The sequence below is a fragment of the Haloarcula salinisoli genome, from assembly GCF_019599405.1.
Lineage (GTDB): Archaea > Halobacteriota > Halobacteria > Halobacteriales > Haloarculaceae > Haloarcula > Haloarcula salinisoli.
In genome coordinates this window covers 322,037-348,795 of the sequence record NZ_RKLQ01000001.1, presented here as the reverse complement: position 1 = coordinate 348,795, position 26,759 = coordinate 322,037, and the positions used below count along the sequence as shown (strand labels likewise).

General features: G+C 67.1%; 24 protein-coding genes. 15 read left to right on the top strand and 9 right to left on the bottom strand.

What is annotated here, in order from left to right:
• The first annotated feature begins 155 nt into the window (after positions 1-155).
• The 8 genes from EGD98_RS01790 to EGD98_RS01755 all read left to right on the top strand — a co-directional run bounded on the left by EGD98_RS01790 (position 156) and on the right by EGD98_RS01755 (position 10,516).
• On the top strand, positions 156-959 hold the full coding sequence (locus EGD98_RS01790; RefSeq protein ID WP_220586635.1) for a hypothetical protein: 804 nt from the start codon (positions 156-158) through the stop codon (positions 957-959).
• Positions 960-1,019: 60 nt separating this feature from the next.
• Positions 1,020-2,159 carry a S26 family signal peptidase gene (locus EGD98_RS01785; RefSeq protein ID WP_220586634.1) on the top strand — a complete coding sequence of 380 codons (1,140 nt, stop codon included), beginning with the start codon at positions 1,020-1,022 and terminating at the stop codon, positions 2,157-2,159.
• A 72-nt stretch (positions 2,160-2,231) separates the two neighbouring features.
• Positions 2,232-3,032, top strand: coding sequence for a DUF429 domain-containing protein (locus tag EGD98_RS01780; protein WP_220586633.1), 801 nt, complete (start codon positions 2,232-2,234; stop codon positions 3,030-3,032).
• 63 nt (positions 3,033-3,095) lie between these two features.
• Complete coding sequence (locus EGD98_RS01775) at positions 3,096-4,997, top strand: ABC transporter ATP-binding protein (protein WP_220586632.1); 1,902 nt, start codon at positions 3,096-3,098, stop codon at positions 4,995-4,997.
• Positions 4,998-5,034: 37 nt separating this feature from the next.
• The gene (locus EGD98_RS01770) at positions 5,035-5,262 is read left to right on the top strand and encodes a hypothetical protein (RefSeq protein ID WP_220586631.1); all 228 of its coding nucleotides are present in this window, start codon (positions 5,035-5,037) and stop codon (positions 5,260-5,262) included.
• 132 nt (positions 5,263-5,394) lie between these two features.
• Positions 5,395-6,807, top strand: coding sequence for a TIGR00341 family protein (locus EGD98_RS01765; protein ID WP_220586630.1), 1,413 nt, complete (start codon positions 5,395-5,397; stop codon positions 6,805-6,807).
• A complete protein-coding gene (locus EGD98_RS01760; protein WP_220586629.1) occupies positions 6,800-8,515 on the top strand; it encodes a radical SAM protein in 1,716 nt (571 codons plus the stop codon). The genes EGD98_RS01765 and EGD98_RS01760 overlap by 8 nt, the downstream gene beginning before the upstream one ends.
• Positions 8,516-8,698: 183 nt before the next feature.
• Positions 8,699-10,516, top strand: a complete 1,818-nt coding sequence (locus EGD98_RS01755) for a flippase-like domain-containing protein (RefSeq protein ID WP_220586628.1) — start codon at positions 8,699-8,701, stop codon at positions 10,514-10,516.
• A 308-nt stretch (positions 10,517-10,824) separates the two neighbouring features.
• On the opposite strand, the gene yjjX is transcribed toward EGD98_RS01755, so the two are convergent.
• Positions 10,825-11,334: an inosine/xanthosine triphosphatase gene (yjjX, locus tag EGD98_RS01750; RefSeq protein ID WP_220586627.1), complete on the bottom strand. Its 510-nt coding sequence runs from the start codon at positions 11,332-11,334 to the stop codon at positions 10,825-10,827.
• A 209-nt stretch (positions 11,335-11,543) separates the two neighbouring features.
• Between yjjX and EGD98_RS01745 the strand changes: the two genes are divergently transcribed.
• From EGD98_RS01745 to EGD98_RS01735, 3 genes are all read left to right on the top strand, one after another.
• Positions 11,544-12,509: a transcription initiation factor IIB gene (locus tag EGD98_RS01745; protein ID WP_220586626.1), complete on the top strand. Its 966-nt coding sequence runs from the start codon at positions 11,544-11,546 to the stop codon at positions 12,507-12,509.
• 86 nt (positions 12,510-12,595) lie between these two features.
• Positions 12,596-13,483: a methyl-accepting chemotaxis protein gene (locus EGD98_RS01740; RefSeq protein ID WP_220586625.1), complete on the top strand. Its 888-nt coding sequence runs from the start codon at positions 12,596-12,598 to the stop codon at positions 13,481-13,483.
• 30 nt (positions 13,484-13,513) lie between these two features.
• Positions 13,514-14,542, top strand: a complete 1,029-nt coding sequence (locus EGD98_RS01735) for a DNA-methyltransferase (RefSeq protein WP_220586624.1) — start codon at positions 13,514-13,516, stop codon at positions 14,540-14,542.
• Here the strand turns inward: EGD98_RS01735 and EGD98_RS01730 are convergent, their stop codons facing one another.
• Positions 14,543-18,046: a right-handed parallel beta-helix repeat-containing protein gene (locus tag EGD98_RS01730; protein WP_220586623.1), complete on the bottom strand. Its 3,504-nt coding sequence runs from the start codon at positions 18,044-18,046 to the stop codon at positions 14,543-14,545. It lies immediately after the preceding gene.
• Between the two features lie 252 nt (positions 18,047-18,298).
• On the opposite strand from EGD98_RS01730, the gene EGD98_RS01725 reads away from it, so the two are divergent.
• Both EGD98_RS01725 and EGD98_RS01720 read left to right on the top strand, forming a co-directional pair.
• Positions 18,299-18,985, top strand: coding sequence for a type I 3-dehydroquinate dehydratase (locus EGD98_RS01725; RefSeq protein WP_220586622.1), 687 nt, complete (start codon positions 18,299-18,301; stop codon positions 18,983-18,985).
• A 52-nt stretch (positions 18,986-19,037) separates the two neighbouring features.
• On the top strand, positions 19,038-19,706 hold the full coding sequence (locus tag EGD98_RS01720) for a DUF6517 family protein (protein ID WP_220586621.1): 669 nt from the start codon (positions 19,038-19,040) through the stop codon (positions 19,704-19,706).
• Positions 19,707-19,719: 13 nt separating this feature from the next.
• On the opposite strand, the gene EGD98_RS01715 is transcribed toward EGD98_RS01720, so the two are convergent.
• Positions 19,720-19,923, bottom strand: coding sequence for a DUF8007 family protein (locus EGD98_RS01715; RefSeq protein ID WP_220586620.1), 204 nt, complete (start codon positions 19,921-19,923; stop codon positions 19,720-19,722).
• 97 nt (positions 19,924-20,020) lie between these two features.
• Between EGD98_RS01715 and EGD98_RS01710 the strand changes: the two genes are divergently transcribed.
• The gene (locus tag EGD98_RS01710; RefSeq protein ID WP_220586619.1) at positions 20,021-20,608 is read left to right on the top strand and encodes a DUF8052 family protein; all 588 of its coding nucleotides are present in this window, start codon (positions 20,021-20,023) and stop codon (positions 20,606-20,608) included.
• Between the two features lie 33 nt (positions 20,609-20,641).
• Here EGD98_RS01710 and EGD98_RS01705 read toward each other — a convergent pair whose 3' ends face one another.
• The 4 genes from EGD98_RS01705 to EGD98_RS01690 form a co-directional block, all read right to left on the bottom strand.
• On the bottom strand, positions 20,642-22,471 hold the full coding sequence (locus EGD98_RS01705; RefSeq protein WP_220586618.1) for a carbon starvation CstA family protein: 1,830 nt from the start codon (positions 22,469-22,471) through the stop codon (positions 20,642-20,644).
• Between the two features lie 99 nt (positions 22,472-22,570).
• On the bottom strand, positions 22,571-23,542 hold the full coding sequence (locus tag EGD98_RS01700; RefSeq protein ID WP_220586617.1) for an ArsA family ATPase: 972 nt from the start codon (positions 23,540-23,542) through the stop codon (positions 22,571-22,573).
• Between the two features lies 1 nt (position 23,543).
• Complete coding sequence (locus EGD98_RS01695) at positions 23,544-23,840, bottom strand: DUF7990 family protein (RefSeq protein ID WP_220586616.1); 297 nt, start codon at positions 23,838-23,840, stop codon at positions 23,544-23,546.
• A 2-nt stretch (positions 23,841-23,842) separates the two neighbouring features.
• Positions 23,843-24,067 (bottom strand): zinc-ribbon domain-containing protein, encoded by a 225-nt coding sequence (locus EGD98_RS01690; protein WP_220586615.1) that lies wholly within the window; start codon positions 24,065-24,067, stop codon positions 23,843-23,845.
• Positions 24,068-24,237: 170 nt separating this feature from the next.
• Here EGD98_RS01690 and EGD98_RS01685 point away from each other — a divergent pair, with 170 nt between their 5' ends.
• A complete protein-coding gene (locus tag EGD98_RS01685; protein WP_220586614.1) occupies positions 24,238-24,657 on the top strand; it encodes a zinc ribbon domain-containing protein in 420 nt (139 codons plus the stop codon).
• 25 nt (positions 24,658-24,682) lie between these two features.
• On the opposite strand, the gene EGD98_RS01680 is transcribed toward EGD98_RS01685, so the two are convergent.
• Complete coding sequence (locus tag EGD98_RS01680; protein ID WP_220586613.1) at positions 24,683-25,855, bottom strand: 3-dehydroquinate synthase II; 1,173 nt, start codon at positions 25,853-25,855, stop codon at positions 24,683-24,685.
• Between the two features lie 82 nt (positions 25,856-25,937).
• Complete coding sequence (locus EGD98_RS01675) at positions 25,938-26,741, bottom strand: 2-amino-3,7-dideoxy-D-threo-hept-6-ulosonate synthase (RefSeq protein WP_220586612.1); 804 nt, start codon at positions 26,739-26,741, stop codon at positions 25,938-25,940.
• Positions 26,742-26,759: the final 18 nt, after the last annotated feature.

The following is a 26,759-nucleotide window of genomic DNA, read 5'->3' as shown; positions in this document are numbered from 1 at the left end:
GAGACGGCCGCTACAAGGAGTGTTTTCGCGCGTTCTATCGGCCGTATGCGCCTCGCAACCAGTCGGTTTCGCTCACTAGTACTGGTGTATAACGACACCCCTCCGCGCCATGAGGTGAAATACGCTCGCGGCCACACCGCGGGCTGTGACAACATATGGATCGAAGAAAGTTCCTCATCGGAGTGGGATCGGTGGCTGCCGGCGGGGCAGTCGTCTCAGGTACTGGTGCGTTCACGGCTGCGCGGGCGAATCGGGAGTCGACAATCGGCGTGACGAACGACTCGGACGCGTTCGTCGCGCTCCAGGTGGGTGACGGACTCGGCGCGGACAAGCGCGTCCACAACGACAGCGGCCAGCTGTCCATCGACTTTGGAAAGGGCGCCGAAGGCGAGGGTGTCAACGAGGAGGCCCGCTATCAGGTCGGTGCGATGGACGACGGCGCGACCGGGACCGTCCCGGAGTTCGAGAGTCTCTACGACAGCGACACGAACCCGAGCGCGGCGGGCGCCGGGACGCCGTACGTCCCGGAGGACCAGCCCGGATACAACGGCGACGCCGTCGACCAGTCGGCGTTCGTGGTGAAGAACCTCAGCGGCCAGGACCTCGACATCCAGATCGGCTACAGCCTGGACGAGTCGGCCAGCGGCGCGGAGCTGTATCTGCAGGCCCACGCGAGCGAACTCATCGAGAACGACACGCCGCGCAACGACAACTCCCGCACGGACGACGCCGTCGCGACCACGTCGGTCGACTTCGACGAGAACACCGGACAGGTCGAGAAGGAGCAGGCCCTGAGCTTCCAGTCGGGCAACGTCAGCGGCAACGAGGGGATTCCGCCAGGCGCGGCTATCTACGTCTCGCTGCTCGTCGACACGCGCGGGAAGCAGACCCACTCTGACCTCGACGGCGACCTCGTGGTCAGTGCCAACAAGGCAGCGAAGCCCGAAACCGGCGGATAGCACGCTTCAGAAGACACACGGGACTCGGGAGCGGAGGGAGGACGCTCTCGCTATCTGTCGATGACAGTCCGTAGCCGACTCGTTCGCACGGCGGAGCTTTCGGTGGTCGCGATAGCGGTGCTGCTGCTCGCCGGACATTTCCTCGGTCAGCCGGTGCTGCTTGGCTTCGTCGAGACCGGCAGCATGGCGCCGACGCTCGAACCGGAGGACGGCTACGTCAGCGTCCCGAGCGAACTGACGGACGTCGAAGAGGGGGATGTGGTGGTCTTCCGGGCCAGGGAGATACAGGGTGGTGGACTGACGACCCATCGCGTCGTCGGCCGGACGTCGGAGGGGTACATCACGAAGGGGGATGCGAACGCGGTCACGGACCAGACGGCGGGTGAGCCGCCGGTGCCGGAACACAGAATCGTCGCGGAGGTGGTACGTGTCGACGGCCACGTGGTCGTGATTCCGGGGCTCGGGACCGCTATCACGACGAGCCGTACGGCGGTGGCTGGCGGGCAGCGGACGCTGGCTGCGCTGCTGGGCACCGGACTGCTGCTCGGGACTGGCGGGCTCCTGTCGCTCATCGCCGTCGCCGCCTTCGCCTATCTGGCGGTCACCGAGTACCGCGCGGAGGGGGACCGCGACCGGCAGCGCAGTCGGGCGCGGTCGCGCGGGCTCGACCCCCGGCTCCTCGTGGGTGGGTTCACGCTCCTGCTCCTCCTGGGGCTGTGGCTCCCGATGGCGCTGCCGGCAGAGACGGACGAGATGACCATCGTGAGCGCCGACTTCGAGTCCGAGCGGCCGACCGTGGTCGAGGGCGGCGGGAGCCAGACACGGACCCAGACGCTCTCGAACCCCGGACTGGTCCCGACCGTCGTCTATCTGGAGCCGGGCGACGGCGTGTCGGTCGACGACCGGACCGTCGTGCTCCCCCCTCGCAGCGAGGCAGAGGTGTCGGTGACCACGACAGCGCCGGCGGAGACCGGCGCGTACACGCGCTACCTCACGACTCACCGATACATCGCCGTCCTCCCGCCGGATGTGCTCGTCGCCCTCCATCGGGCACACCCGTGGCTTCCCATCGGCACCGCGCTCGCGATGGTAGGCGTCCCGTTCTATCTCGTCGGCCGCCGGCTGGTCGGGACCGGTCGCTACCGTCGACGGAACCGCGAGACCTCACGACAGGGGGGCTCGTGGGGGCTGCTCGACTGAAGACAGCGGGGCGCGAGCGAGCGCCGCCAGGCTGTCAGAAGATTGATGCCACTCGCCCCAGACAGGTCGGGCATGACTGGCGAAGTCTTGGGTGTGGACTTCAGCGGGGCGAGCGCGGCGGGCGACGCGCTCTGGGTGACTGAAGCCACACAGACCGACGTAGGGGTACGTATCGACGACTGCTATCGGGCGACCGAGCGGTGGGGGCGCGACCGGGAGAGCGCCCACGCGGGGCTGGTCGAACGTATCGCAGCTGACGATGTGCGCACGGTCGGCCTCGACTTCCCCTTCAGCCTGCCGCAGTCAGTGCTCGACGCCGAGTGCGACGGGACCTGGCGGGGGTTTCTGGAGTGGGTCGGAAGCGAGGACGGGCCGGCAGACCCTGCGGCCTTCTCGGCGGCCTGTCGCGACACCGCGGAGACGACTATCGGAAAGCGCGACCTGCGCCGCGAGACCGACGCGCGCCGGGGGGCGCTCTGTCCCTACACCAACCGCGTCAGAAGTATGACCTACCACGGCGCCCGGGACGTCCTCGGACGGCTCGCGGACCGCGAGGACACCGCGGTCGTGCCGATGCAGGACGACGCCGACGCCGAGACAGTCGTCTGTGAGATATACCCCGCAGCGACCTTTGGCTGGCTGGGCGCGTACCGCGAGGGGTACAAGAACACCGACGGCGCACGGGCCCGCCGAGAGTACAACCTCGCAGCTGTCGAAGACTGCAGCGTCGCGCTGGGCGAGCACCGCGAGACGTATCTGGGGAACCACGACGCCCTGGACTCGCTGGCCGCCGCAGTGTCGGCGGCCCGCGTCGCCAGTGGTGCCCGGACGACGCCGGCAGGCACCCGCGAAGAAGGCTGTATCTACGTCTAAGCACGACGAATTTAATATTGGCCAGAAGCCCCGAGTATTTCAGTTCGTAGCCGAAGACTCTGTATGGCTGACGACGACGGCGGCTTCGAGGGGGTCCGCGAGAACGTCGACGGGAACCCGATACTGAAGCTCGTCGGCTACGCACGGCCCTACCGAATCCGCCTGATTGCGGGGATTCTCACGTCGTTTATGACGCGGTTCGCACGGCTGGTGCCACCAATCATCGTCGCAGCGGCGATCGACCGCATCATCAGCCAGCGCAGTGACCCCGGCCTCCTCACGCAGGCCGGCCTGCTCCCGCCCGGCGAGATTACCACGGAGGCCGCCCGCGTCTCCTTTCTCCAGCGACTCGTCGTCATCGCGGCGATAGCGTATCTCATCAGGTCCGCGACCCGCTTTGCCTCCAGATATCTGTTGCAGTCCTCCGCCCAGAAGATCCAGCGGGACCTGCGCAACGACACCTACGACCACCTCCAGCGCCTCTCGATGGACTTCTTCGCCAACCACCAGACCGGCGGGATGATGTCCATCCTCAACAGCGACATCAACAGACTGGAGTCCTTTCTCAACACGGAGTTTCGCCAGATAATCCGCGTCGTCGCGACTGTCGGCGGTATCGCGTTCATCCTCTATACGTACTCACCACTGCTGGCGCTCGTCGCGCTGGCACCGGTTCCGATTATCGGGCTCGCGAGCTATCTCTTTCTCTCCTACATCGAACCTCGCTACCGCTCGATTCGCCAGACAGTCAGCCGGCTCAACACCCGACTGGAGAACAACCTGAGCGGGGCCCCAGTTATCAAGGCGTTCGACCGCTACGACTTCGAGAACGGCAGAGTGAGCCAGCAGAGCCAGCAGTACCACGACGAGAAGGTCGCCGCGCTGCGAATCCGACGGGCCTTCTTTGCCGGGTTACGGCTGCTGACCGGCGTCGTCTTCGTCGCTATCCTCTACATCGCCGGAATGGATGTCATCACCAGTCCCGAGAACGAGGCCATCCTCAGCGCCGGTGGGTTCGCCGCCTTCTTCCTCTACATCCGCCGCCTGTACTCGCCGATGCGACGCGTCGGCAAGTCCGCCAACAAGTACCAGCTCGCGAAATCCAGCGCCGAGCGGGTGTTCGGCCTGCTGGGACAGGACCCGACCATCACGGACCCCGAAGACCCCTATACGCCCGAGCGCATCGACGGTACCGTCGAGTTCGACGACGTGACGTTCGGCTACGGCGACGGGGAGCCAGTGGTCCGGAACGCCTCGCTGGACGTGCCAAGCGGTGCGACAGTGGGGTTAGCGGGTCCGACCGGCGCCGGCAAGTCGACGTTGCTGAAACTCGTTCCGCGCTTCCACGACGTGAACGCCGGGTCGGTGTCGGTCGATGGGGTCGACGTTCGCGAGTATGCCCTCCGGGCGCTGCGTGCCGACATCGCCGTCGTCGAGCAGAACCCCTACCTGTTCTCGGGCACCGTCGCCGAGAACATCGCCTACGGGGACCGCGACGTGCTGGACGGGGAAGCCGACGGCGACGAGGGCGCCCGCGAGCGGGTCCGCGAGGCCGCCCGGTCGGCCCAGGCCCACGAGTTCGTCCGCGACCTGCCCGAGGGGTACGACACCGAGATAGGCGAACGCGGTATCAAGCTCTCGGGCGGCCAGCGCCAGCGGGTCGCCATCGCACGCGCCCTGCTGAACGACCCCGAGATAATCATCTTCGACGAGGCGACCAGCGACGTGGACACGGAGACCGAGCGGGCGATACAGGAAAGCATCGAGCGGCTGGTCGAGAACCGGACCGCCTTCGTCATCGCCCACCGGCTCTCGACCATCCAGGACGCCGACACCATCGTAGTGATGGACGAGGGCGAAATCGTCGAACGGGGCAGCCACGACGAGCTGCTTTCGACCGGCGGCGAGTACGCCGACCTCTGGGCGGCCCAGGCCGACGAGCAGCCGGTCAGCGCGGACGATTGAGTGGGTTTTAAATCGCGAGCCCTGAAAAAGGGATAACATGTCGACCCTCGACTGGACAGCCGGCGCTGTGCTGTTCTCGACGGTCTTTCTGGTTCTCATGAGACCGCACCGCACCGAAGAGACGACCTATCTCGAAGGAGTGATAGAGACACAGCTCGGGACCGGCGTCGAGCTGGCCCTGCTGGCGGTCGCACTCGCCGCCGCTGGCGGGCTGAAACTGTACGAGCGACGAGGCGACGACCGGCCGTGGATTTCCGAGGAGTGAGGACTATACGGGGAGCTACGCCGAACTTACCGGACCCGGACGGTCGAAACGTCGAGCTTTCTGCCCGCCTCGGCGCGGCCACACCCGATACCCGACGGCTACTTTTGCGAGTGCCAACCCACCGCATAGCCCATGCGACTCGTCCAGGTCGTCGTCCCCGACGAGAAGCGCGAGGCTATCGTGTCGGCGCTGCGGGAGCGAGAACTGGGCGTCTCGACGACCACGGAGACCAGCGGCGAGGACGACCGGACACTGGTCTCGTTCGTCGTGCCAGCCGACGCCGTCGAGGCCGTCCTCGAGGAACTGCACGAGGTCGGCTTCGAAGACGAGTGGTACATCGTCTCAATCGAGACGGAGTTCGCCTCCTACGAGAACGTCGACGAGGTGCAGGACCGCTGGGCGAAGACGCCCAACCGGGTCGCCCCCCGGACGTTGCGGTCGAAGGGCAAGGATATGCGGCTCAACACCCGGTCGTACCTGTGGATGATGACGCTCTCGACGGTCATCGCGACGGCCGGGCTGCTCGTCGGTTCGCCGGCCATCGTCGTCGGCTCGATGGTGCTGGCCCCCATCGTCAGCCCGATGTTGACCGCCAGTATCGGCCTCGTGCGGGACGACCAGCGGATGGTCTTCGACAGCATCCGGATGCAGGGGGTCGGTCTCGGACTCGCCGTCGTGGGCGCGACGGCGTTCAGCCTGCTCCTGAAGTACCTCTTCGCCGTGCCGGCCGAACTCGCGGTGGCCAACATCGAGCTGATAGCCATCCGGTTCTCGCCCAGTATCCTCTCGGTCGTCGTCGGGCTGGCGGCCGGGGCGGCCGGCTCCTTCAGCCTCGCGACGAAAGGGCAGGTCACTATCGTCGGCGTGATGGTGGCGGCGGCACTGATTCCGACGGCGGCTGCCGCCGGCATCGGCTTCGCCTGGGACCGCCCCGTCGTCGGCGCTGGGAGCACCGTGTTGCTGGTGATGACCATCGTCGCCGTCAACCTCGGCGCCTTCCTGACGTTCAAATATCTCGGCTACGAGCCCGACGAGGTAGACAGAGGCGTCTTCACAACCACCCGGCTCAAGGACACTGTGACGCTGGGGGTCACCGTCCTCCTCGTCGTCGCCGTGATGGGCGCCGTCGCCGTGGGGACCTACCAGCAAGTGACCTACGAGCGGTCGGTCAACAAAGCGGCGACGGAGGTGCTCCAGCGAGACGCCTACGAAGCGCTGGGCGTCGTCTCGATAACCGCCGAGTACGTCGGTATCGGCCCGTTTCTGGAGCCCTCGACGGTGACGGTGGCGCTCTCTCGCACCGGGGACCAGTCGTACAGTCGACTGCCCGACGAACTCGCACAGGCTATCGGCAACCGGACCGACGAGCGGGTTCGGGTACAGGTCCGGTTCCAGGACTACCAGCGGTCGAACGTCTCGGCGTCGCCGGCGGGGCCGCCGACCACGGCCCAGATGGCGGTCCAGCGTCCCACCGCCGACCGACCACCGACGAGGGCGACCAGACACGGTTTTAGGCGTCGAGATGCTACGCCGGGGTATGACTGACCCCGCCGAACTCGACGTGACCATCGTCGACGGCTACGTCGACGAGCCCGCCCACTTCGGGGTCCCGCCGTACATCTCGACGTACCCGCGGTACGCCGCCGGGGCGATGGTCGACGCCGGCATCCCCGAGGCACAGATAACCTACCACACTATCGACGAGCTCCGCGAGGACACCCAGCTGTGGCGCGACGTCGAAGACGCCGACCTGATGGTCTACGTCGGCGGGATGACCGTCCCCGGCAAGTACGTCGGCGGGACGCCCGCCGAACCCGACGAGGTGCGCAAGCTGGCCTGGACCGCCGACGGCACCTCGATAATCGGCGGGCCCGTCCGCTTCGGCGTCGGCGAGGCCAACGAAGGGGCCAGCGAGACCGCGCGCGACGACCTCGACTTCGACTTTCTCGCGATGGCCGACGTCGAGGCGGCCGTCTACGACCTCGTCGAATCCGGACTGGAGGGGTTCAACGACCGCTACCGGGACGTCGAGGAGGAGACACGCTGGGCCCGCGCCGGCGCGTTCGTCGTCGAACAGCACCCGAACCACCCCGACTATCTCATCTGCGAGATGGAGACCTCGCGAGGCTGTCCCTATCGGTGCTCGTTCTGTACGGAGCCGATGTACGGCAACCCGGACTTCCGCCCGCCCGAGTCCGTCGTCGACGAAGTGGACGCCCTCTCGGACCGCGGCGTCGCGCACTTCCGGCTCGGCCGACAGGCCGACATCCTCGCCTACGGCGGTGACGGCGAGGCGCCCAATCCGGACGCCCTGCAGCGGCTCTATGGCGGCATCCGGGATGTCGCGCCGGACCTGGAAACGCTGCATCTGGATAACATGAACCCCATCACCGTCGTGAAGTGGCCCGAAAAGGCCCGCGAGGGGATTCGGATCATCGCCGAGCACAACACGCCCGGCGACACGGCCGCGTTCGGGCTGGAATCGGCCGACCCCGAGGTGATGAGCGACAACAACCTCAACGTCACCGCCGACGAGTGTTTCGAAGCGGTGAAGATAGTCAACGAGGTGGCGGGGTTCCGGCCGGGGGGCGACAGGGACAGCGCGCCGAACTTCGGCGACGACGCCGCCCGGCGGCTTCCCAAACTCTTGCCCGGAATCAACCTCGTCCACGGGCTGAAAGGCGAGCGCCGGGAGACCTTCGAGCACAACAAGCGATTCCTCCAGCGGGTGTACGACGAGGGGCTCATGCTCCGGCGCGTGAACATCCGGCAGGTGATGGCCTTCGAGGGGACCGACATGGCCGAGACCGGCGCCGACATCGCCAAGGACCACAAGCAGCTGTTCAAGCAGTACAAACAGGAGGTCCGCGAGACCATCGACAACCCGATGCTCCAGCGGGTCGCGCCGCCGGGCACCGTGCTCCCGGACGTGCATCTGGAGTACCACCAGGACGGCAAGACCTTTGGCCGGCAGCTGGGGACCTATCCGTTGCTGGTGGGCCTGCCGGGCGAGCGCGAGCTGGGCCGGACCATCGACGTGGCCATCACCGACCATGGCTACCGCTCGGTGACCGGCGTCCCCTACCCGCTCGACGTCAACAGCGCGTCGATGGCCGAACTCGCGACCGTGCCCGGCGTCGGTAGAAGCCGGGCCGGCGATATCGTGGTCGGACGCCCCTACGAGGCGGCCAGCGAGGTCGGCGAGGACCTCAGGCAGTACATAACCGCCCGGTCGCCAGAGCGCGCGGACTGACATAAGCGGGGACACCCGACTGAGCCGGCGTTCCGGTAGCCCCCGCCTGGGACCGCTACGCACCCGCCCTATCCGGCCCCTGTCAGGCGAATGGTCTCTCGGGTGATAGGTGTGGTAAGCATAGTATAATGCCCGCAGAAGCGAACGGAAGCTACTTTTGTCTCGACTGCGCAAAGAGTGTCAATGAACGATATCGAGGTGAGCGTCGTCCTCCCCGCGTACAACGAGGAGGACACCATCGAGCGGACGGTGACGGTCACGCTCGATACCCTCGGAGCATTTCTGCCGGCGGATTCGTTCGAGGTCATCGTCGCCGAAGACGGCTGTGACGACCGGACGCCCGATATCGCGACCCGGATGGCCGAGGAGGACGACCGGATCCGACACATCCACAGCGACCAGCGGCTCGGGCGGGGCGGCGCGCTCGAATACGCCTTCGAGCGAGCCCACGGCGACACGCTGGTGTATTTCGACACCGACCTCGCGACGGATATGCGCCACCTCGAAGAGCTGGTCGAGAGCGTCCGCTCGGGCGAGTACGACGTCGCCACCGGTTCACGGTGGCTGGCCGAGAATCGCGCCGACCGCCCGGCAAAGCGTGGCATCCCGAGCATGGGATTCAACGCGCTCGTGCGGACTTTCCTCCGGTCGGAGCTGAAAGACCACCAGTGTGGGTTCAAGGCCCTCTCCCGGACCGCGTTCGAACAGCTCGGCCCGAAAGTCGAGGACGAACACTGGTTCTGGGACACCGAACTCCTGGTCAAAGCCCAGCGCGAGGGATATCGCGTCAACGAGTTCGCCGTCGACTGGGAACCCAAGGGCGACTCCAAGGTCGACATCGTCCGGGACGTCTTCGGTATGGGCAGCCAGATTCTCCGGACGTTCTGGGAGCTGTCGGTCAGCCCCCGTATCACCCGCCGGGTGTCGATGGGCGCCGGAACCTTGCTGGTCGTCCTCGCCCTGCTCTTGATGACCCAATACCTGAACCCACAGACGGTGCTGAACGAGATGGCCGGGGCCTCCCCGGCGCTCGTGGCTGTCAGCGCTCTCATCTATGCGGTCTCGTGGCCGCTCCGCGGGCTGCGCTATCGGGACATACTGGACTCGATGGGATTCCACGAGAAGTGGGGCTTTCTCACCGGGGCGGTGTTTATCAGCCAGACCGGGAACCTCGTCTTCCCGGCCAGACTCGGTGACGGGGTGCGCGCCTACGTCGTCAAGGCACGTCGCTCTATCCCCTACCAGTCGGGCTTCGCCTCGCTCGCGGTCGAGCGCGTCTTCGACCTGCTGACCATCACGGTGCTTGCCGGCACTGTCATGCTGGGGCTGGCCGCCACCGGGAGCGCCGGCGAACTGCTCGCCGCGATCACCGGCAACGCGGTCGGCGGCGACACCGCACAGAGCGGCCAGACCGCAGTCTACGTGGCAGGAGGTGTCGGCCTCGCGGCCATCGGCGCCGTCGTCGCCATCGTCGCCAGCGCCCGCACCGACGCCAACTTCGTCCGGGCGACCATCGGGCGCCTCTCCGACGACTCCTACGCCGACTACGTCGCCGGCATCGTCGAGGGGTTCGTCGCCGACATCCAGACCGTGACCGCCGACGGCCCCGCTTTCGCCCGAGTGGGCATCGGCAGCCTCGCTATCTGGTCGCTGGACGTGCTGACCGCGCTGGCCGTCTTCGCGGCCTTTGGCTACTCGCTGACCCCGTCGCTGGTCGCCGTCGGCTTCTTCGCGGTCAGTGTCGGGAACTTAGCGAAGGTCCTCCCGCTGACCCCCGGCGGCGTGGGCCTCTACGAGGGCGCCTTCACCATCATCGTCGCGCCGCTGACACCCGTCGGTGTCACGGCCGCGCTCAGCATCGCCATCGTCGACCACGCCGTCAAGAACGCCGTCACCATCCTGGGTGGCGTCGTCTCGATGGCCTGGCTCAACGTCTCCCTGACGACCGCCGTCGAGGAGTCCCGCAGCGTCGAGGATATCCAGCCCGAAGCGGACGACTAGCGAGGTTTCGCCCGCTGGGCGAAACCTCGGGAACGCGAACGGGGAGCAACGCGACCCGTGAGCAGCGAGGAATAGAGTCGGTCTAGTTGTTAATCGTGAATGCAGTTCGTCTCTGAACAGCCAGAAAGCCCCGAGTGGCTCCGGTCGGGGGGCTCGCTGCGCGCCAGCAGGTGCTTGCGTCGCCCGCCTTCCCGGAGCCACTCGCCCCTTTCAGTCCCATCCCGCACTGATTGACCGGCCGGCGACGGGTGGGACCTTCTGACTCTCGGCAAGACCAGTGATAGTAGTAATCCAACGCTGCGTCGCTGCTAGTCACCGCTCTCACGCAGAAACGGCCCGAACGCACCAGCCACGGCATCGACGAGCGCGTCCGTCCGGCCGACCCGACCGGCAGTGTAGACGCCGATAGCACCCTCCTGTCTGCCGAGTTCTTCCCGGCCCAGCTCGTCGTCGAGGGCGGGACCCAGCTCCTCGCCGTCACGGAGCCGCTGGGCGACAGGGTCGGGGAGCAGAATCGACGGGCCGGCGCCGTACTGTGTCCGTTCACCGTCGGTGACGGCGGCCCACATCACGAGCCACACGCCGCCGGGGACCGCGCGCTCGGCGACGCCGCCCTCGATACCGACGCCGTAGTCGGCGTCGGTCGCCGCCAGCGCAGCGTCCGCGCGGTTGCCCGCGCCACGGACCGTCTCCTCGCGGCCCCAGGGCTGTTCGGGGACACCCGATTCGACCGCGACAGCGACGGATTCGGCGTCGGGGACGACGCGCTCGACCGCGTTCACTTTCACTGGATTCTCGCTCCCGATGGCGACGTGCATGGACGGGGAAACTACCGGATGGTTCATGATAGTTATTATTTGAATGGTGGTCTCAACCATCTGTAAACCGGTGGTAGGTGACGTGAGACTGTCGTCCACCGGACGATACCACAATTTTTAAATGTCTTTCGAACGGATTCAGTTTTACCGATTGCCTCCGGGTTCCTCAGCAGTGTACTGTACCCGGTGAGCGCCCGCCATCGCAACCAATGAACGAGCAAACACGAACGCGAAAGCGAACCGGAGAAGAAGAGACTGAATCGACAGAGTCGGAAGCGACAGCCTGCCCGGAGTGTAGCGGCTCGCTGGTCATCGACGACGAACACGGCGAAACCGTGTGTGAGGACTGTGGCCTCGTCGTCGAGTCCGACGAGATAGACCGCGGGCCGGAGTGGCGCGCGTTCGACTCCAGCGAGAAAGACCAGAAGTCCCGCGTCGGTGCCCCCACGACGAACATGATGCACGACAAGGGGCTGTCGACCAACATCGACTGGCGCGACAAGGACGCCTACGGCAACTCCCTGTCGGGCAAGCAGCGCCAGAAGATGCAACGGCTACGCAAGTGGAACGAGCGCTTCCGAACCCGTGACTCCAAGGAGCGCAACCTCAAGCAGGCCCTGGGCGAGATAGACCGCATGGCCTCCGCGCTGGGGCTGCCCGAGAACGTCCGTGAGACGGCCAGCGTCATCTATCGGCGGGCCCTCGACGAGGACCTGCTTCCAGGCCGGTCTATCGAGGGCGTCTCGACGGCCTCTGTCTACGCCGCCGCGCGACAGGCCGGCGTCCCGCGGAGCCTCGACGAGATCACCGAAGTATCGCGCGTCGAGAAGAGCGAAATCGCCCGCACGTACCGCTACGTCGTCCGGGAACTCGGACTCGAAGTGAAGCCGGCCGACCCCGAGAGCTACGTCCCCCGCTTTGCGTCGTCGCTCGAACTCTCCGACGAGGCCGAACACCGCGCCCGACAGCTCCTCCAGAACGCCAAGGAACAGGGCGTCCACTCCGGGAAGTCACCGGTCGGACTGGCAGCGGCCGCCGTCTACGCCGCCGCCCTCCTGACCAACGAGAAGACCACGCAGGCCGCCGTCAGCGAGGTCGCGGACATCTCCGAGGTCACCATCCGCAACCGCTACCACGAGCTGCTCGAAGCCGAGCAGGACCTCCCCGTCGCGTAAGTTCGCAGTCACGTTTTCGGTCGGGGAGAATCAGGGCTGATAACCGCGGAGGTACGTTTAATTCAGTGGCCAGTTGCTTTAGCTACATGGCTACGGATTTCGGCAGTAGCGGCCAGGATATGGCCGAGTCGGATGACACCGACAAGGAACTCGGGAGTGCTATCGACGAGTTACTGCGCACCTCCGAGAACGTCTCGCGGAGCTCACAGGAGATCAGCGACCTCGCGAACCAGCAATCGGACAATATGCGTGAGGTCGCAGGCGAGGTATCGAACCTCTCGGCGACCGTCGAGGAAGTCGCCTCCAGTGCGAACCAGGTCCAGCAGGTCAGCGAACGCGCCCGGGAGCTGGCCGACCGGGGCCGGGACGTGGCCGACGACGCCATCGACGCCATGGAGGCCGTCGACGAGGCCAACGAGATGGTCTCGGAAGACGTGAAACAGCTCCGCGGGCGCATCGACGAAATCGACGAGATCGTCGAGGTCATCAACGACATCGCCGACCAGACGAACATGCTGGCGCTGAACGCCTCCATCGAGGCCGCGCGGGCCGGTGAGGCCGGCGAGGGCTTCGCCGTCGTCGCCGACGAAGTCAAATCGCTGGCCGAGGAGTCCCAGCAGAACGCCACCGAAATCGAACAGCTCGTCTCGAACATCAAGGCCGACACCGAGGACACCGTCGAGAGCATCGACGAGGCAAACGACCAGGTCGAGTCCGGTATCGACCAGGTCTCGGAGACGGTCGAAATCCTGCGTGACATCGACGAGTCGGTCAAGGAGGCCGCACGCGGCGCCGAGGAGGTCGCCTCCGCCACCGACGAGCAGGCCGCCTCCACCGAGGAAGTCGCGAGCATGGTCGACATGACCGCCGAGAACGCGGAGGAAGTCGCGAACGAAATCGAAGAGATCGCCGCGGCCAACGAACAGCAGACCGCGAAGATAAACGAGATTCAGACGCTGATCGACGAACGGTAGCCACAAGGCAGCGGCCCTGCATCGACCCGTATGGAGACGCGCCACCGGGCCATCACCGGCGACGCCCGCGACCTACCTCTCGCCGACGACAGCGTCGAACTCGTGGTCACCTCCCCGCCCTATCCGATGATAGAGATGTGGGACGACATCTTCGGGGCGCTCGACCCGGCAATCGCCGACGCGCTCGGTGCCGGCGACGGCGACCGCGCTTTCTCGCTGATGCACGACGTCCTCGATACGGTGTGGGCCGAACTGGCTCGCGTGCTCGCACCCGGCGGTATCGCCTGTATCAACGTCGGGGACGCGACCCGCTCGCTCGCTGACGGCTTCCGACAGTACCCCAACCACACCGAGATAACGAATCGGGTGACCGACCACGGCCTGCGCGCGCTGCCCGATATCCTCTGGCGGAAACCCACCAACAGCGGCGCGAAGTTCATGGGCTCGGGGATGGTCCCCCCCAACGCCTATCCCACGCTGGAACACGAACATATCCTCGTCTTTCGGAACGGAAAGCGCCGCACGCTCGAACCCGGCGCCGACCGCCGCTACGAGAGCGCGTACTTCTGGGAGGAGCGCAACGAGTGGTTCTCGGACCTCTGGGACCTCCCCGGCGAGACCCAGAACATCGACGACGGCCTGCGGGACCGCTCGGGCGCCTACCCGCTCGAGATTCCCCACCGCCTCGTCTCGATGTTCTCGGTCCGGGGCGACACCGTCCTGGACCCGTTCCTCGGGACGGGGACGACGACGCTGGCGGCGATGGTCGCCGGCCGCAACTCCGTCGGTATCGAGCGCGACGCGGAGCTGATTGGGGCGCTCGACGACCGCGTCGACCGCGTCGACGACCGCTCCCGTGAGATAGCTCGCGAGCGCCTCGACGCACACCACGAGTGGGTCACGAAACGCCGCGCCGACGGCAAGGAACCGGGCTACGAGGCCGAGTACTACGACTTCGCTGTCAACACGAAACAGGAGCGCCGTATCCGTTTCTACGCCGTCGACGACGTCGAGCGGACCGACGAGGGGTACCGCGTCACCCACACGCCCGTGGAGTGACTACGGCAGGAGTCGTGAAAGCGTCTCCAGAGGCGTGGTTTCGTCGTCCGGTTCGGGCTCCGGGGTCGGCTCCGGCTCTGGTTCCGGGGTTGGCTCTGGGGTCGGCTCCGGAGTTGGTTCAGGCGTTGGCTCGGGCGTCGGCTCTGGGGTCGGCTCCGGAGTTGGTTCAGGCGTTGGCTCGGGCGTCGGCTCTGGGGTCGGCTCCGGAGTTGGTTCAGGCGTCGGCTCCGGGGTTGGTTCTGGTGTTTCAGTCTCGGTCTCCGTTGGGGTCGGCGTCTCGGTCTCCGTCGGTGTCGGCGTCTCAGTCTCCGTCGATGTCGGCGTCTCGGTCTCCGTCGGTGTCGGCGTCTCGGTTTCAGTTTCCGTCGGCGTCTCGGTTTCCGTTGGTGTCGGCGTCTCAGTTTCGTTCGGCGTTGCCGTCGGGGTCGGAGTCTGGACCTCTGGGACCACCGGCGCGTAGAGCCCGGCTTCGGTGAGCTGGGCCGTGACGCCGCCGTCGGTGGCAGTCGACCCCGCGACCGGCGCCCACGCGCTGCCGTCGTAGCGCCACAGCGTCGCGTTAGCCGCTGTGTCGGTGCCGATGGTCGCCTGAACGGACCCCTCGAGGGTCGAGGCGTTCAGGCCGGGACCGGCGAGTGTCCCGTTGTCGACCGGCGGCAGCCCGCCCTGCTCGACGGCGTCCAGCGTGACACCCTGGGCGTCGATACCGACCGTCGTCGTCTCGGCGAGCCGCAGGCCGGTCGCGTCGATTGACTGGCCCGGCACGTCGATCTCTGGGCCGTTGTTGCCCTGCACAACCGTGGCGTCGATGGTGAGGTCCGCGGCGGGCCCCGAATCCGGCGTGGTGTTGATGCCGACGGCGTTGTTCTCGATACGGGAGTCGACGATGGTCGTGCTCGTGTCGCTCCCGATGGCGACACCGGGACCGGCGTTGTCCGAGACGACGACGTTCGCCAGTCGGCCGGTCTGTCCCTCGTTCGAGACGAGGACCCCCGTGCCACCGTTGTCGGTCACCTCGACGTTCGTCATGACCAGGTCGTTGGCCTGCGAGGCGCTGACGCCGTTGCCCGCGTTGTCTCGGACCACGGAGTCCCGCAGTTCTGTCGCGCCTTCGAGCGCGAACACGCCCTCGTCGTTTGCCTCGATAGTCAGATTCGACAGGCTGGTTTCGTCCGCTTCGGTGAACCGAAGCCCCTGGCCGTTGTCGGCGACGACGGTGTCTTCGACCGTGAGTCCCACCCCGGCGTCGAACGCCGGGAGCGTACTGATGCCGATGTCCCAGCCGCGGACTTCGACGTTGCGGACGGTGACGTTCTCGGCTCTCGATTCCGAGGGCACCGCGATGCCCGTCGCCGAATCGGCCGACCCGGCCGACCCGTCGACCGAGTATCCGTTGCCGTCGATGGTCACGTCACTGGCGGTGACCACAAGACAGGACGCCGTCCCATCGGCCTGGATGTCACCGGCGAGTTCGTAGCTGCCGGGCTCGGAGATGTTCCGACACGAGTCGATAACCGGGCTGGCAGCGTTTGGAGTCTCGTTCGGCGTCTCGGTGACTGTCTCGGTCGGTGTCTCCGTCGGTGTCTCCGTCGGCGTTTCAGTCACCGTCTCCGTCGGTGTCTCCGTCGGTGTCTCCGTCGGCGTCTCGGTGACTGCCTCGGTCGGTGTCTCCGTCGGTGTCTCCGTCGGCGTCTCGGTGACTGCCTCGGTCGGTGTCTCCGTCGGCGTTTCAGTCACCGTCTCCGTCGGCGGCCCGGCGACCGTGACAGTCGCCTGGTCGGAGCCGTCGATTGGGACCGACCGCCCGTCGGTCGTCTCGGCGGTCAGCGTGTAGGTACCGGGGTCTAGCCGCTGGCTCGCCTCGAAGTTGCGCGGGACCTCGAACCGGGCGACGGCCTCGCCGTCGGCGCTGGCGGTGACCCGCACGCGGTCGTCGTTCGGGTTCCCGACCGTCAGCGTCCGATTGTCGACGGTCGCGGTCAGGCTCTGGAGCGCCGCGCCGACCGAGAGCGTGAGTTCGTCGCGGCCGGCAATCTGGACGGTGTCACCCTCGCTGTTCTCGGCCGTCAGCGTGTACGTGCCGGGGTCGAGGTCGACCGTGGTCGACTCGCCGGCGGCGAGCGTCACCGTCTGTGGGTTCTCGCCGCCCGTCACGGTCACCGTTACGGCCACGTCGTTGGGATTCGCGAGGAAGATACGGTCGTCGTCGGCCGAGGCGAACAGGCTCCGGAGGCCGTCCTCGTCACCGTCGTCGGGCCGGTCCGATTCGACGGCACCCGTGGCGTACACCTCGATTGTCTGCTCGTTGTCGATATTTATCTCCGCGGCCGTGCCGGCGGCGTCAGAGGCCGCGCGTTCGGTCTGGACCTGCAGCTGCTCGACCGTGACCTGCTGGCGCTGTACGAGCGAGAGCCCACCCTCACCGGCGCCCTTGGCGGCCGACTGTATCTGCGTGACGCTTGCGCGCTGGAACTGCGAGATGGAACCGCTCGCGGCGCTCTGTGCGACAGTCTGTACCTGCAGGACCTGTACCTGCTGTATCTGGATGACCGTCCCCTGGCTCGCGCCAGCGGCCGCGGCCTGAATCTGGGAGACCGACGCTTCCTGGCCGGCCGTGAGCGCACCGCGGCAGGCGCCGCGAGCAGCGGCCTGTATCTGGGTGACAGAGACGGACTGACTCTGGACGAGCGCGCCCGAGGCGGCGCCCAGCGACGCCTCCTGGACCTTCTTCAGGTCCTGGTCACCGGCACCCGTAGCACCGCCACCGGCCGCGCCAAAGGCCGCTGCCTGTATCTGCGTGACAGAGACAGACTGGTTCCCCGTGAGCGAGCCGTAGGCGGCCCCCTGAGCGGCTTCCTGGACCTGTGAGACGGTGACGGTCTGTGACTGGGCCCCAGCGGCGCCCGCGGCCGACCCGATTGCAGCGCGCTGTATCTGTGTCACGTTGACCCGCTGGGATTGGGCGACCGAGCCGTGGGCCGCGCCGTAGGCCGCCGCCTGGACCTGTGTGACGTTCGCCGACTGGGTCTGTGTGAGCGAGCCGGCGGTGCTCCCGTAGATGGCTGTCTGGAGCTGCGTGACGTTCGCCGACTGGCTCTGGAGCAATGCCCCGTGGCTCGCCCCCGTCGCGGCGGCCTGTATCTGCTCGACCGAGGCGTTTTGCTGCTGACTCGCAGCGAGGCGCGCGGCGTCGATGGCCGCCTGCCGCTGTTCCTGCGTGACAGTGACGCCCTGGCGCTGGGTCAGGTTGATACCGGCCTGTGCGCCCTGTGTCGCGGCAGTCCGCTCGTCCGCGGAGAGATTGTCTGGCTGGTCACTCTGGGTCGCGTCGACCGACGCGGCTGTGTCCAGCTGGTCGCTCACGGCGCTGTAGTCGACCGAGTCACCCGCCTGGTTCTCTCCGCCGACCTGCTGGGGACCGTCGCCTCCGAGCAGGGTGGCCGACACCGCGACGACGCTCACGACCAGCAGGGCGACGAGTACGATAGTCCGGGTTTGTGTCATCGGTCGGCCCTCCGGCGGGACCGCACGCCATTCAGGTCGCGACACGCGTGGCTCTGGTTCATGGCAGACGTTGCCAAACCGCCGTAGATAAACCCGACAGACCGTTCCCTGGTCCGGTCGACCTTACGGTATCGATAGGGACGGTGAACGGCCGCATCCGACCCCAGCGGGGGACGGAGTGGTACGTAAGCGAGTGACGGACGAGCCGGGAGACACCGACGGTACTTTGCCCCGTTTCCGCGAACACGGGGTATGGATTTCAGTTCGTTCCGGCTGCTCGCGGCCGGTGCCGACCTCGCGATGGAGCCCCACGCGCGGGCCGACGCCGACGGTATCGAGTTGCGAATGGACTTCGCCGCCGACCCGCTCGACCAGCTGGCCGGCTACGACGGCGACCTGCCGGTGCTCGTGACCAACCGCGTCGGCTGGGAGGGCGGCGAGGCCGACGACACCGCCGAGCGACTCGACCTGCTCGAACGCGCCGTCGAGTTCGATGCCGTCACCGCCGTGGACCTCGAACTCGCCGCCCTTTCCGGCGAGGGCGACCACGACGCGGACCGTGTCGCCGACCACGCACGCGACCACGGCGCGTCGGTGGTCGTCTCGACCCACGACTTCGAGGCGACACCGGACCGGGACGCCATCGTCGACCGCCTCGAACGGGCCTGCGACTACGGCGACGTCGGGAAGATGGCCTCGACTGCACACTCGCCCGACGACGTACTGGCGATGCTGGGTGCGACACGCGAACTGACCGCTGGCGGCGAGACCGTCGCGACGATGTGCATGGGCGAGGCCGGCCGCCACTCCCGGGCCGTCGCACCCCTCTATGGCTCGCGTATCGGCTACGCGCCGGTCGACCCGGCAGCGGCGACCGCACCGGGTCAGTACGACCTGGCGACGCTGCGGTCGCTCGTCGACCAGCTCGAGAGCGAGTGACACCTACAACCCACCGCAACACCGAACCCGCCCCCGACCATAGTCGTCGGTAATGGGAGATGGCTATCCGACGGTGCCCGAGGAACGACTCGCCGAGGGCGGCTGGGAGGAACGCGTTCGCACCGAGTCGACGGTGTTCCGGACGCCGACCGCACGCATCGTGGGCCGGACCGTGCTGTACGACGACCGGGCGTTGCGGGACGCCCTCGAGACGGCCGGGTTCGGGGACCTGCTCGCCGGCCGGGCCGAGTCGGGGGGCCGCCGACTCGTCGAGACGGGCGCCGATGGCGGCTACTGGCGCTTCTTCTTCGCGACGGCGCTATCTTTCCGGCCGCCGCTGGCCCCCGGTATCGGCCCGGCGTCGATGCTCCCGACCGTCGTGACCGAGGCGCGGCGAACCTTTACCGGCGACCTCGAAGCGCGGGGCTTTCGGGACGTAGAGCGGGGCCGGAGCCAGCGGGTGCGAACGGAGTCGGGCGACCGTGCCCGGCTCGCGAAGGTGACCGCCTCGTATCCACTGGCGGTCGACACCGCCGACCACCTGGAAATCGAGGGGTGGCTCGGTGTCTGGCACGGCAGCGGCTTCCGCATCGCCGGCGGCGCCTACCCCGTGGGAGGGCTGGACGGCCTGCTGGCCGAAACGCCCGAAAGCGAGCGGCCGGCGACGGACCCGAACGACTTCCGCTCGGCGCTACTGGACCTGGTTCGGGCCGTCGAGTAGCGCGAGCCGTGAGCTACCGACGGTAAGTGAGCCGCGTCGCGACCGCGTCCAGCCGCCGTTTCAGGCCGCCGAGCCACGCAGCCGGCGATACCCGACGGGCGTCCGCCTCGGCGACTTCGATGGCGTCGTCAGTGTCGGGGCCCGCACCTTCGCCGTCGGCGGCATCGACGACCGTGCTCATGCCACAGCGGCCACAGGTCTCGGTCTGTCTTCCCATAGCCGATACTGTTGCTGTGCTGACGTGAAAACGTTGGTGCCGTCCAGAGCTGACAGCCAACCTGACTTTTAGGGTGGACCGGGCCGATAGCCCCGGTATGAGCGACGTGGACGAGCCACCGCAGGCTGCGGTCCCGACGTGGGACGACGACTACCTCCAGCGCGTCGGTGACCGGCTCGCCCACGCCTACGACGTCGAACGGGACTACGAGGTCCGCGGCGAGCGCTTCGACCTCTATGGCCGCCTGACCGTCGAGAGCCAGAAGCAGTTCCTCCACCAGTCGCTCAACTGGGCCAACTACGAAACGGCTGAATACCTGTTCGTCCGCCGGGCCGACGGCGTCTCGCGGGCCGACCTCGACGCGCTCGTCGAACTGGGACACGAGCTGGCCGACGACTGGATAGACGCCGACGAGGAACACCGCGGGACCGAGTTCACGTTCGGTCTGGTGGTACCGTCGATTCCCGAGCCGGTTCGCGAGTACGTGACGGGCTTTCGGGAGCGGAGGCTGCTGAAGTTCGGCTACTACGGGGACTACGAGGTGAATCTGGTCGTCGTCGCACCCGACCGCGAGCGTATCGTGGCGAGTCAGGAGGCCGACAGCGCGGCCGCGTTCGACTTCTGGGAGGCCTACGACCCCGATGGTCCCGGTGTCATAGAGCGCATCCGAGGGCTGCTGGGGTAGCCGACCGACCGAAATACCGTACGACAACCCCTATCAGTCGTCAGCGGGGGTCGCGGCCGGCTGTTCGTGTACGTCGCGAATGTTCCGGTAACCGATGCCTACGAGTGACAGCGCCAGGCCGACCAGCACCAATGCGAGGAGTATCTGGACGCCGACGGAGAGCCGGGCGACCAGCCCCGCGCTCTCGGCGAACCCGCCCAGGATGAACTGCTGGTAGAGGTTCTGGTACAGGGCGAGATACAGCAGCGCACAGATGGTGACGACGGTCATCAGCGCCATCGGGACGCCGGTGCTGATGAGCTGTTTGTCCGAGTCCCAGTTGGCCAGCCACACCGTCGCGGTCAGCAGGGCGAGCGCGGCCAGCAGCTGGTTCGCACCGCCAAACAGCGGCCAGAGGCTCGCCCAGGAGCCGCTTGCGACCAGCGCGTAGGCGACCAGACACTGGATGACGGCGTTGCTGTAGCGGTTGGTACCGACGGACTGGGCCGTCCGGACGGCGTCGCTCGTCGCGTCGGGGGTGCCGACTATCTCCTCGGCCATGTACCGGCCCAGCCGGACTGCGGTGTCAGTCGAGGTCAGCAAGAAGCTCACCAGAACGAGCGCCATGAACGGGGCACCGACGGCCGTCGGGATGCCGAAGCTCGTCAGCATGACCGAGCCGCCGGAGGCGAAGTTCGGCAGCGCACGGCCGATACCGCCGCCGGCGGTGACGCCGGCGATGGCGACCGTCCCCAGCGCGACCGTCGCCAGCAGCCCCTCCCCGAGCATCCCGCCGTAGCCGATGGCGCGGGCGTCCGACTCCTTGTTGAGCTGTTTGGCCGTCGTCCCAGAGGAGACCAGCGAGTGGAAGCCGCTGATGGTGCCACAGGCGATAGTGACGAACAGAAGCGGAAAGAGTGGCAGGCTCGCGGTGCCCATGAATCCGTAGTACGGTTCCAGCGCGATGTCCAGGGGCTGGGCCGAGGTACCGAAGACGGTGCCGACGATGATGGCAAGCAGCGTCCCGCCGACGCCGGCGTACAGCAGGAACGACGAGAGGAAGTCACGGGGTTGCAGCAGCGTCCACACCGGGAGCACCGATGCGATGGCAGCGTAGACGAGGACGACCGGAATCCACGCGGCGGTGTTGGCCCCGAGGGTGCCGGCCGCCGGCACCAGCGAGGCGAGCCCGGAGCCAAAGAGAACGATGGTATCGGCGGGGTAGGCCCCGGCTTCGGCGGCCGGGAACAGCGCGATTGGGTAGGTGATGCCGACCCAGACGCCGGCGAAGACGGCGGAGACGAAGACGGCCGTTCCGGGGATAAAGGGCAGGTCCAGCTGGTAGAGGTAGACGCCGAATATCAGCGCCAGCGCGATGTAGACGAAACTGGCCGTCGCCGCTGCGGGATAGGCGTTGAACACGATGGCGACGACCAGGGCGAACACCGCGACCACGAGGATGATGGTGAGGAAGGCGAACCACAGCAGCATATTCTTGCCCCGCTCGCCGACGTACTCGCCGATGATGTAGCCGATGGACTTGCCCTCGTGGCGCAGGCTCCCCGACAGTGAGACGAAGTCGTGGACCGCCCCCATCAGCGGGTTGCCGATGGCGATCCACAGCAACGCGGGCACCCATCCCCAGACGACGCCGGCAGTGATGGGCCCGACGATTGGCGCCCCGCCGGCGATACTGGAGTAGTGGTGGCCGAGCAACACCGGCTTCTTCGAGGGGACGTACTCCTGTCCGTCCTCGTACTTGTGGGCCGGTGTCTCGTTGTCGTCGTCGAGTTCGACGAACTGCGAGAGGTACCGTGAGTACCCGAGGTAGCCGATACTGAACGTCAAGAGTGTGGCGGCGACGAGCCAGATCACCTGTACCATGGTAATCGACCTCACAGTATATGTCTGCCAATATATATTTAATTATTGTGGACATTTTGGCAGTGCCACCCCGACCGTGGAGAGAGTCGGCCTGCCAGGTCAGGTCGCCGGCGGCTCGACGGCCGTACCGAGCGCCAGATCCGCGACGAGGTCGGCAAGCAGGTCGGTCCCGTCGACGCCCGCGCGCTGTTCGAGCACCGCGACTACCGGCTGGTCGAACGACTCGTGAATGCGGTCGAGCCGGGCCTGTTCGGCCCGCCGGCGCTCCCGGAGGTAGGTGGCCCCGATGCCGGTCTCGCTCTCTCCCGGCGCCGGCGCGACCTTGTTCACCACGAGGCCACCGACCGAGAGGTCGGCCTCGCGGAGGTCCTCGATGGCCCGCTGGGACTCCGCAATCGAGAGGTCGTCGGGGTTGAGTACGAGGAAAAAGGTTGCCTGCTCGGAAAGCACCCGGCCGGCAAAGTCGAAGGTCTCCGCTCGCTCGGCGAGTCGCCGGACAATGGGGTCGTCCTCGAGCGTCGCGCGGGCCTCGCGGTCGCCGATAGCGGCTTTCTCGAAGAGGTCGACGCTCTCGGCGCGCTTCTGGCGGAGCCGGTCGACCCACGACTCCAGCAGCTCCGGCAGCGCGAGCAGGCGAAGGGTCCCCCCGGTCGGCGAGGTGTCGAAGACGACGCGGTCGTAGTCGTCACTCGACCGCATCACGTCGATGAAGCGGTCGAACAGCGCGGCCTCGTAGGCGCCCGGCGTCCGGTGGGCCAGCTCAATCTGGCGGTCGAGTTCGTTGACGATAGCCGGGCTCACCTGGTCGGACATCGCCTGCTTTATCTCGCGCATGTGCCGCTCGACCTCCGCGTCGGGGTCGAGTTCCATCGCCGAGAGCCCGTCGTACCCCTCGACCGGCGCCGGCTCGTCGTCGAAGCCCTGGTCGAACACGTCCGAGGTACTGTGGGCCGGGTCGGTCGAGACCAGCAGGGTCTGCTGGCCCCCGCGAGCGCACTGGACGCCGTAGGCGCTGGCGACCGTGGTCTTGCCGACACCGCCTTTCCCACCGAAGAAGACGAACCGGTCCATGCTAGAAATGGTACTGCTGGCCCTTGCGTTCGACGAGCGACTCGCGGTCCCAGAGCCGCCGTTCCCACTGAACGAACTCCTCGGCCAGGTACGGGAGCAGTTCCGCCGTGTAGTACGACACCGGGCTCGGAATGCCGAAGGCGTCGGCGAAACACGCAAAGAGGAACACGTCGGTCGTGTCCTCGGCCTCCTTCTGGATTTTCTCGTGGGCCGGGTGCTCGACCATCCCGTGGTAGAGCCCGTGGAGCCACTCCTCTAGGCCCTCGAGATACGCCGAGATGCGAGTCTCGAGGGACATCGTCAGCAGGCACAGCCGGTTGTTCCCGGCGAGCGCTCGAAGGCCATCGATTCGCCACAGTCGGGACAGTCCGGCGCCGAATCGTCCTCGACGGCGGTGTCGGGAATCCGCTGGTCGCAATCTTCACACCAGTAGGCGCCGGTCGGCGCGTCGCCGGCCCCGTCGCCGCGATGAGTCGACTCCGTCGATGCCCGGAGGAGCTTCGTTACCGTTGACAGGACGCCCATAGATGGGTGCACAGCCGAAACTCCAATAAATGTTGGTGAGAGTTCGGCCGTCACTGGACCAGTAACGGCACGGCGAGGGCGGTACCGTGGCCGCAGTCGCGACGGCCAGCCCGACCAGTTCGCTCGCGTGTTCGGAAGATATAGGGGTGTCCCCACTAGATTCGGGGAGTATGACCGATACCGGACGCAAGCGGCCGTGGCTCGCCGCCCTCCTCGCGTTCATCTATCCCGGCCTGGGACACCTCTATCTCCGGGAGTGGCTGCGGGCGCTCCTGTGGTTCGGGCTCGTCTTCAGCACGACGACGCTGCTCATCAACGACTCGATGGTGGCGCCACTTTCCGACGGCGTCTCGCTCGAGGCGCTCCTGACCGTCAGCCGATCGATTCCGATAGAAGCATCGGTGGTGCTGTTCGTCATCACGGCCTTCTCGATGGCCGACGCCTTCTACATGGCCACGCGAGGGAACGCGGAGGCCGAGGTCGTCGAGGGGGCGAAATGCCCGCACTGCGGGAAGGAACTCGAGGACGACCTCGACTTCTGTCACTGGTGTACGACGAAGCTGGACCGGCCCGCCGAACCCGAACAGTAGCGCCGAACGAACGCGGGCCGAGCGACTACTTCTCGATGATGCTCTCTTCGATGTGTTCGCCGAAGTGCGTCGCCGTGTCCTCGTAGTGGACCAGAATCTCGTCACCCTCGTCGAGGTCGGTAACCGCTTTGCGCCCGTCGCGAGCGTGGACCTTGATGGTCTCGGCGTTCTGCAGCAGCGTCTCGATGCGGTCGCCCTCGGCGGTCTCGGCCTGAATCCGGAACATCGGCCGCTTCTCTATTTTCGCACGGCCGACGATTGCCTCGCGGGTGTGGCCCTGCTCGTCGACTATCTGGACCTCGTCGCCGGACTGGAGCTCCGAGAGGTACTTCGTGCCGCCGTCGGGGGTGCGGACGTAGGCGTGGACGGCGCCGGCGTTGACCCGGAAGGGTCGGGAGGCGACGTAGGGCGACTCGGCCGTCTCGGCGTGGACGAAAAAGAGGCCGCGGGCCATCGAGCCCACGAGCATCCCCTCGTCGTGTTCCATCAGACTGCCGGTGTCGATACAGACCCGGTCGGCGGAGCCGGTCTGTTCGATGGCGGTGACCTCAGCGTACTCCAGCTCGACGCTCTCGCGCCCGGCCTCGTCCCTGACCTCGACGGTCTTGCGAATCTCGTCGACGTCGTCCGTGTCCAGCAACACGCCGTCGACGCCCAGCTCCAGGGTCTCGTAGGCGGTGCGGGCGTCCTCGGCGGTCTGGACGCCGGTGATGAGGTCGGTCTCCTCGCCGACCCGGGCGATGAGGTTTTCCAGCGGGATTATCTGCCAGTCGTCGCCGATGACGATGGTGTAGTCTGATTCGGCCGCGACGGCCTCGGCGAAGGCCTCGTAGTCCTCGTCGAAGATACGGACGTAGCCGCCGTCGGTCACCGTCCCGTTGCGCCGGAGCGCCGAGAGGTCCGCGGAGCCGGAGAAGTCGGTCGGGAGGTCGACGGTGCCGTCGCCCTCGCCGTCCTTTCCGACGATAGTCGCGTCGGCGGTGGACTCCTCCTCCTCGGCCTCTGCCTCCATGACGTGGACGTCGCCGTTCGCGAAGGCGGCGACGTTGACCTCGCCGAGTTCCCGTACTTTCTCGACGTCGCTCTCGTCGACCAGTACCCAGTCCACGCCGGCCTCCAGGCCGGCGGTGATGCGTCGTCTGCGTGTCTCCCAGTCGCCGACGTCGCTGTCGGCCTTGAGCCAGACGGTTCGTGTCATGGCCCCACCTGCGCGACGATGGGGCTTGAACGTGGCGGAACCCGCAGCCCGGCGCGCTGGCGGTCGGAAAAAGACGCCGCGTTCAGGCCTCGACGGCCAGCCCGGCCTCGCGCAACGCGGCGTCCGCTTCCGCGTCGTCGTGGACGACGCTGGCGACGGCGCGTGCAATCTTCTCCGGTTCGTCGTGCTGGAAGATAGACCGGCCCATCGACACGCCCGAGGCGCCGGCGTCCATGGCGCCCCGGACCATATCGAGGGTCTCCTCGTCGGTGCCCTTCGAGCCGCCGGCGATGACGACCGGGAGCGAGGTCGATTCGACGACGTGCTGGAAGCTCTCGGCGTCGCCGGTGTAGCCGGTCTTGACGACGTCAGCACCGAGCTCCTCGCCCAGGCGGACGGCGTGGCCGACGGCCTGGTTGTAGTCGTCGGCCTCGGGGTCGATATCCGGGCCGCGGGCGTAGGTCATCGCCAGCACCGGGAGACCGTAGCGTTCGGCCTCGCTGGTCATCTGTGCGAGGTCCTCTATCTGTTCGCGTTCGTGGACGCTCCCGACGTTGATGTGCATGGAGACGGCGTCGGCGCCGGCGCGAATCGCGTCCTCGACGGTACCGGTCATCCGCTTGTCGTTCTCGTCGGGGCCGATGACGGTCGAGCCGTTCAGATGGGCGATGTAGCCCGCGTCGTTCTTGTTCGGATGGACGCGGTCCGCGACGCCGCGCTGGGTGAGCACCGCGTCGGCGCCCCCGCGGGTGATGGCGTCGACGGTCGATTCGAGGTCCTTGAGCCCCTGCGTCGCTCCGAGTGTGATACCGTGGTCCATGGGGACGACGACGTAGCGGTCGTCTGTCCCGATGCGGTCGAGTCGAGCGCGTGTCCCTGTGTTCATGTTATGGGAATCTGTGGC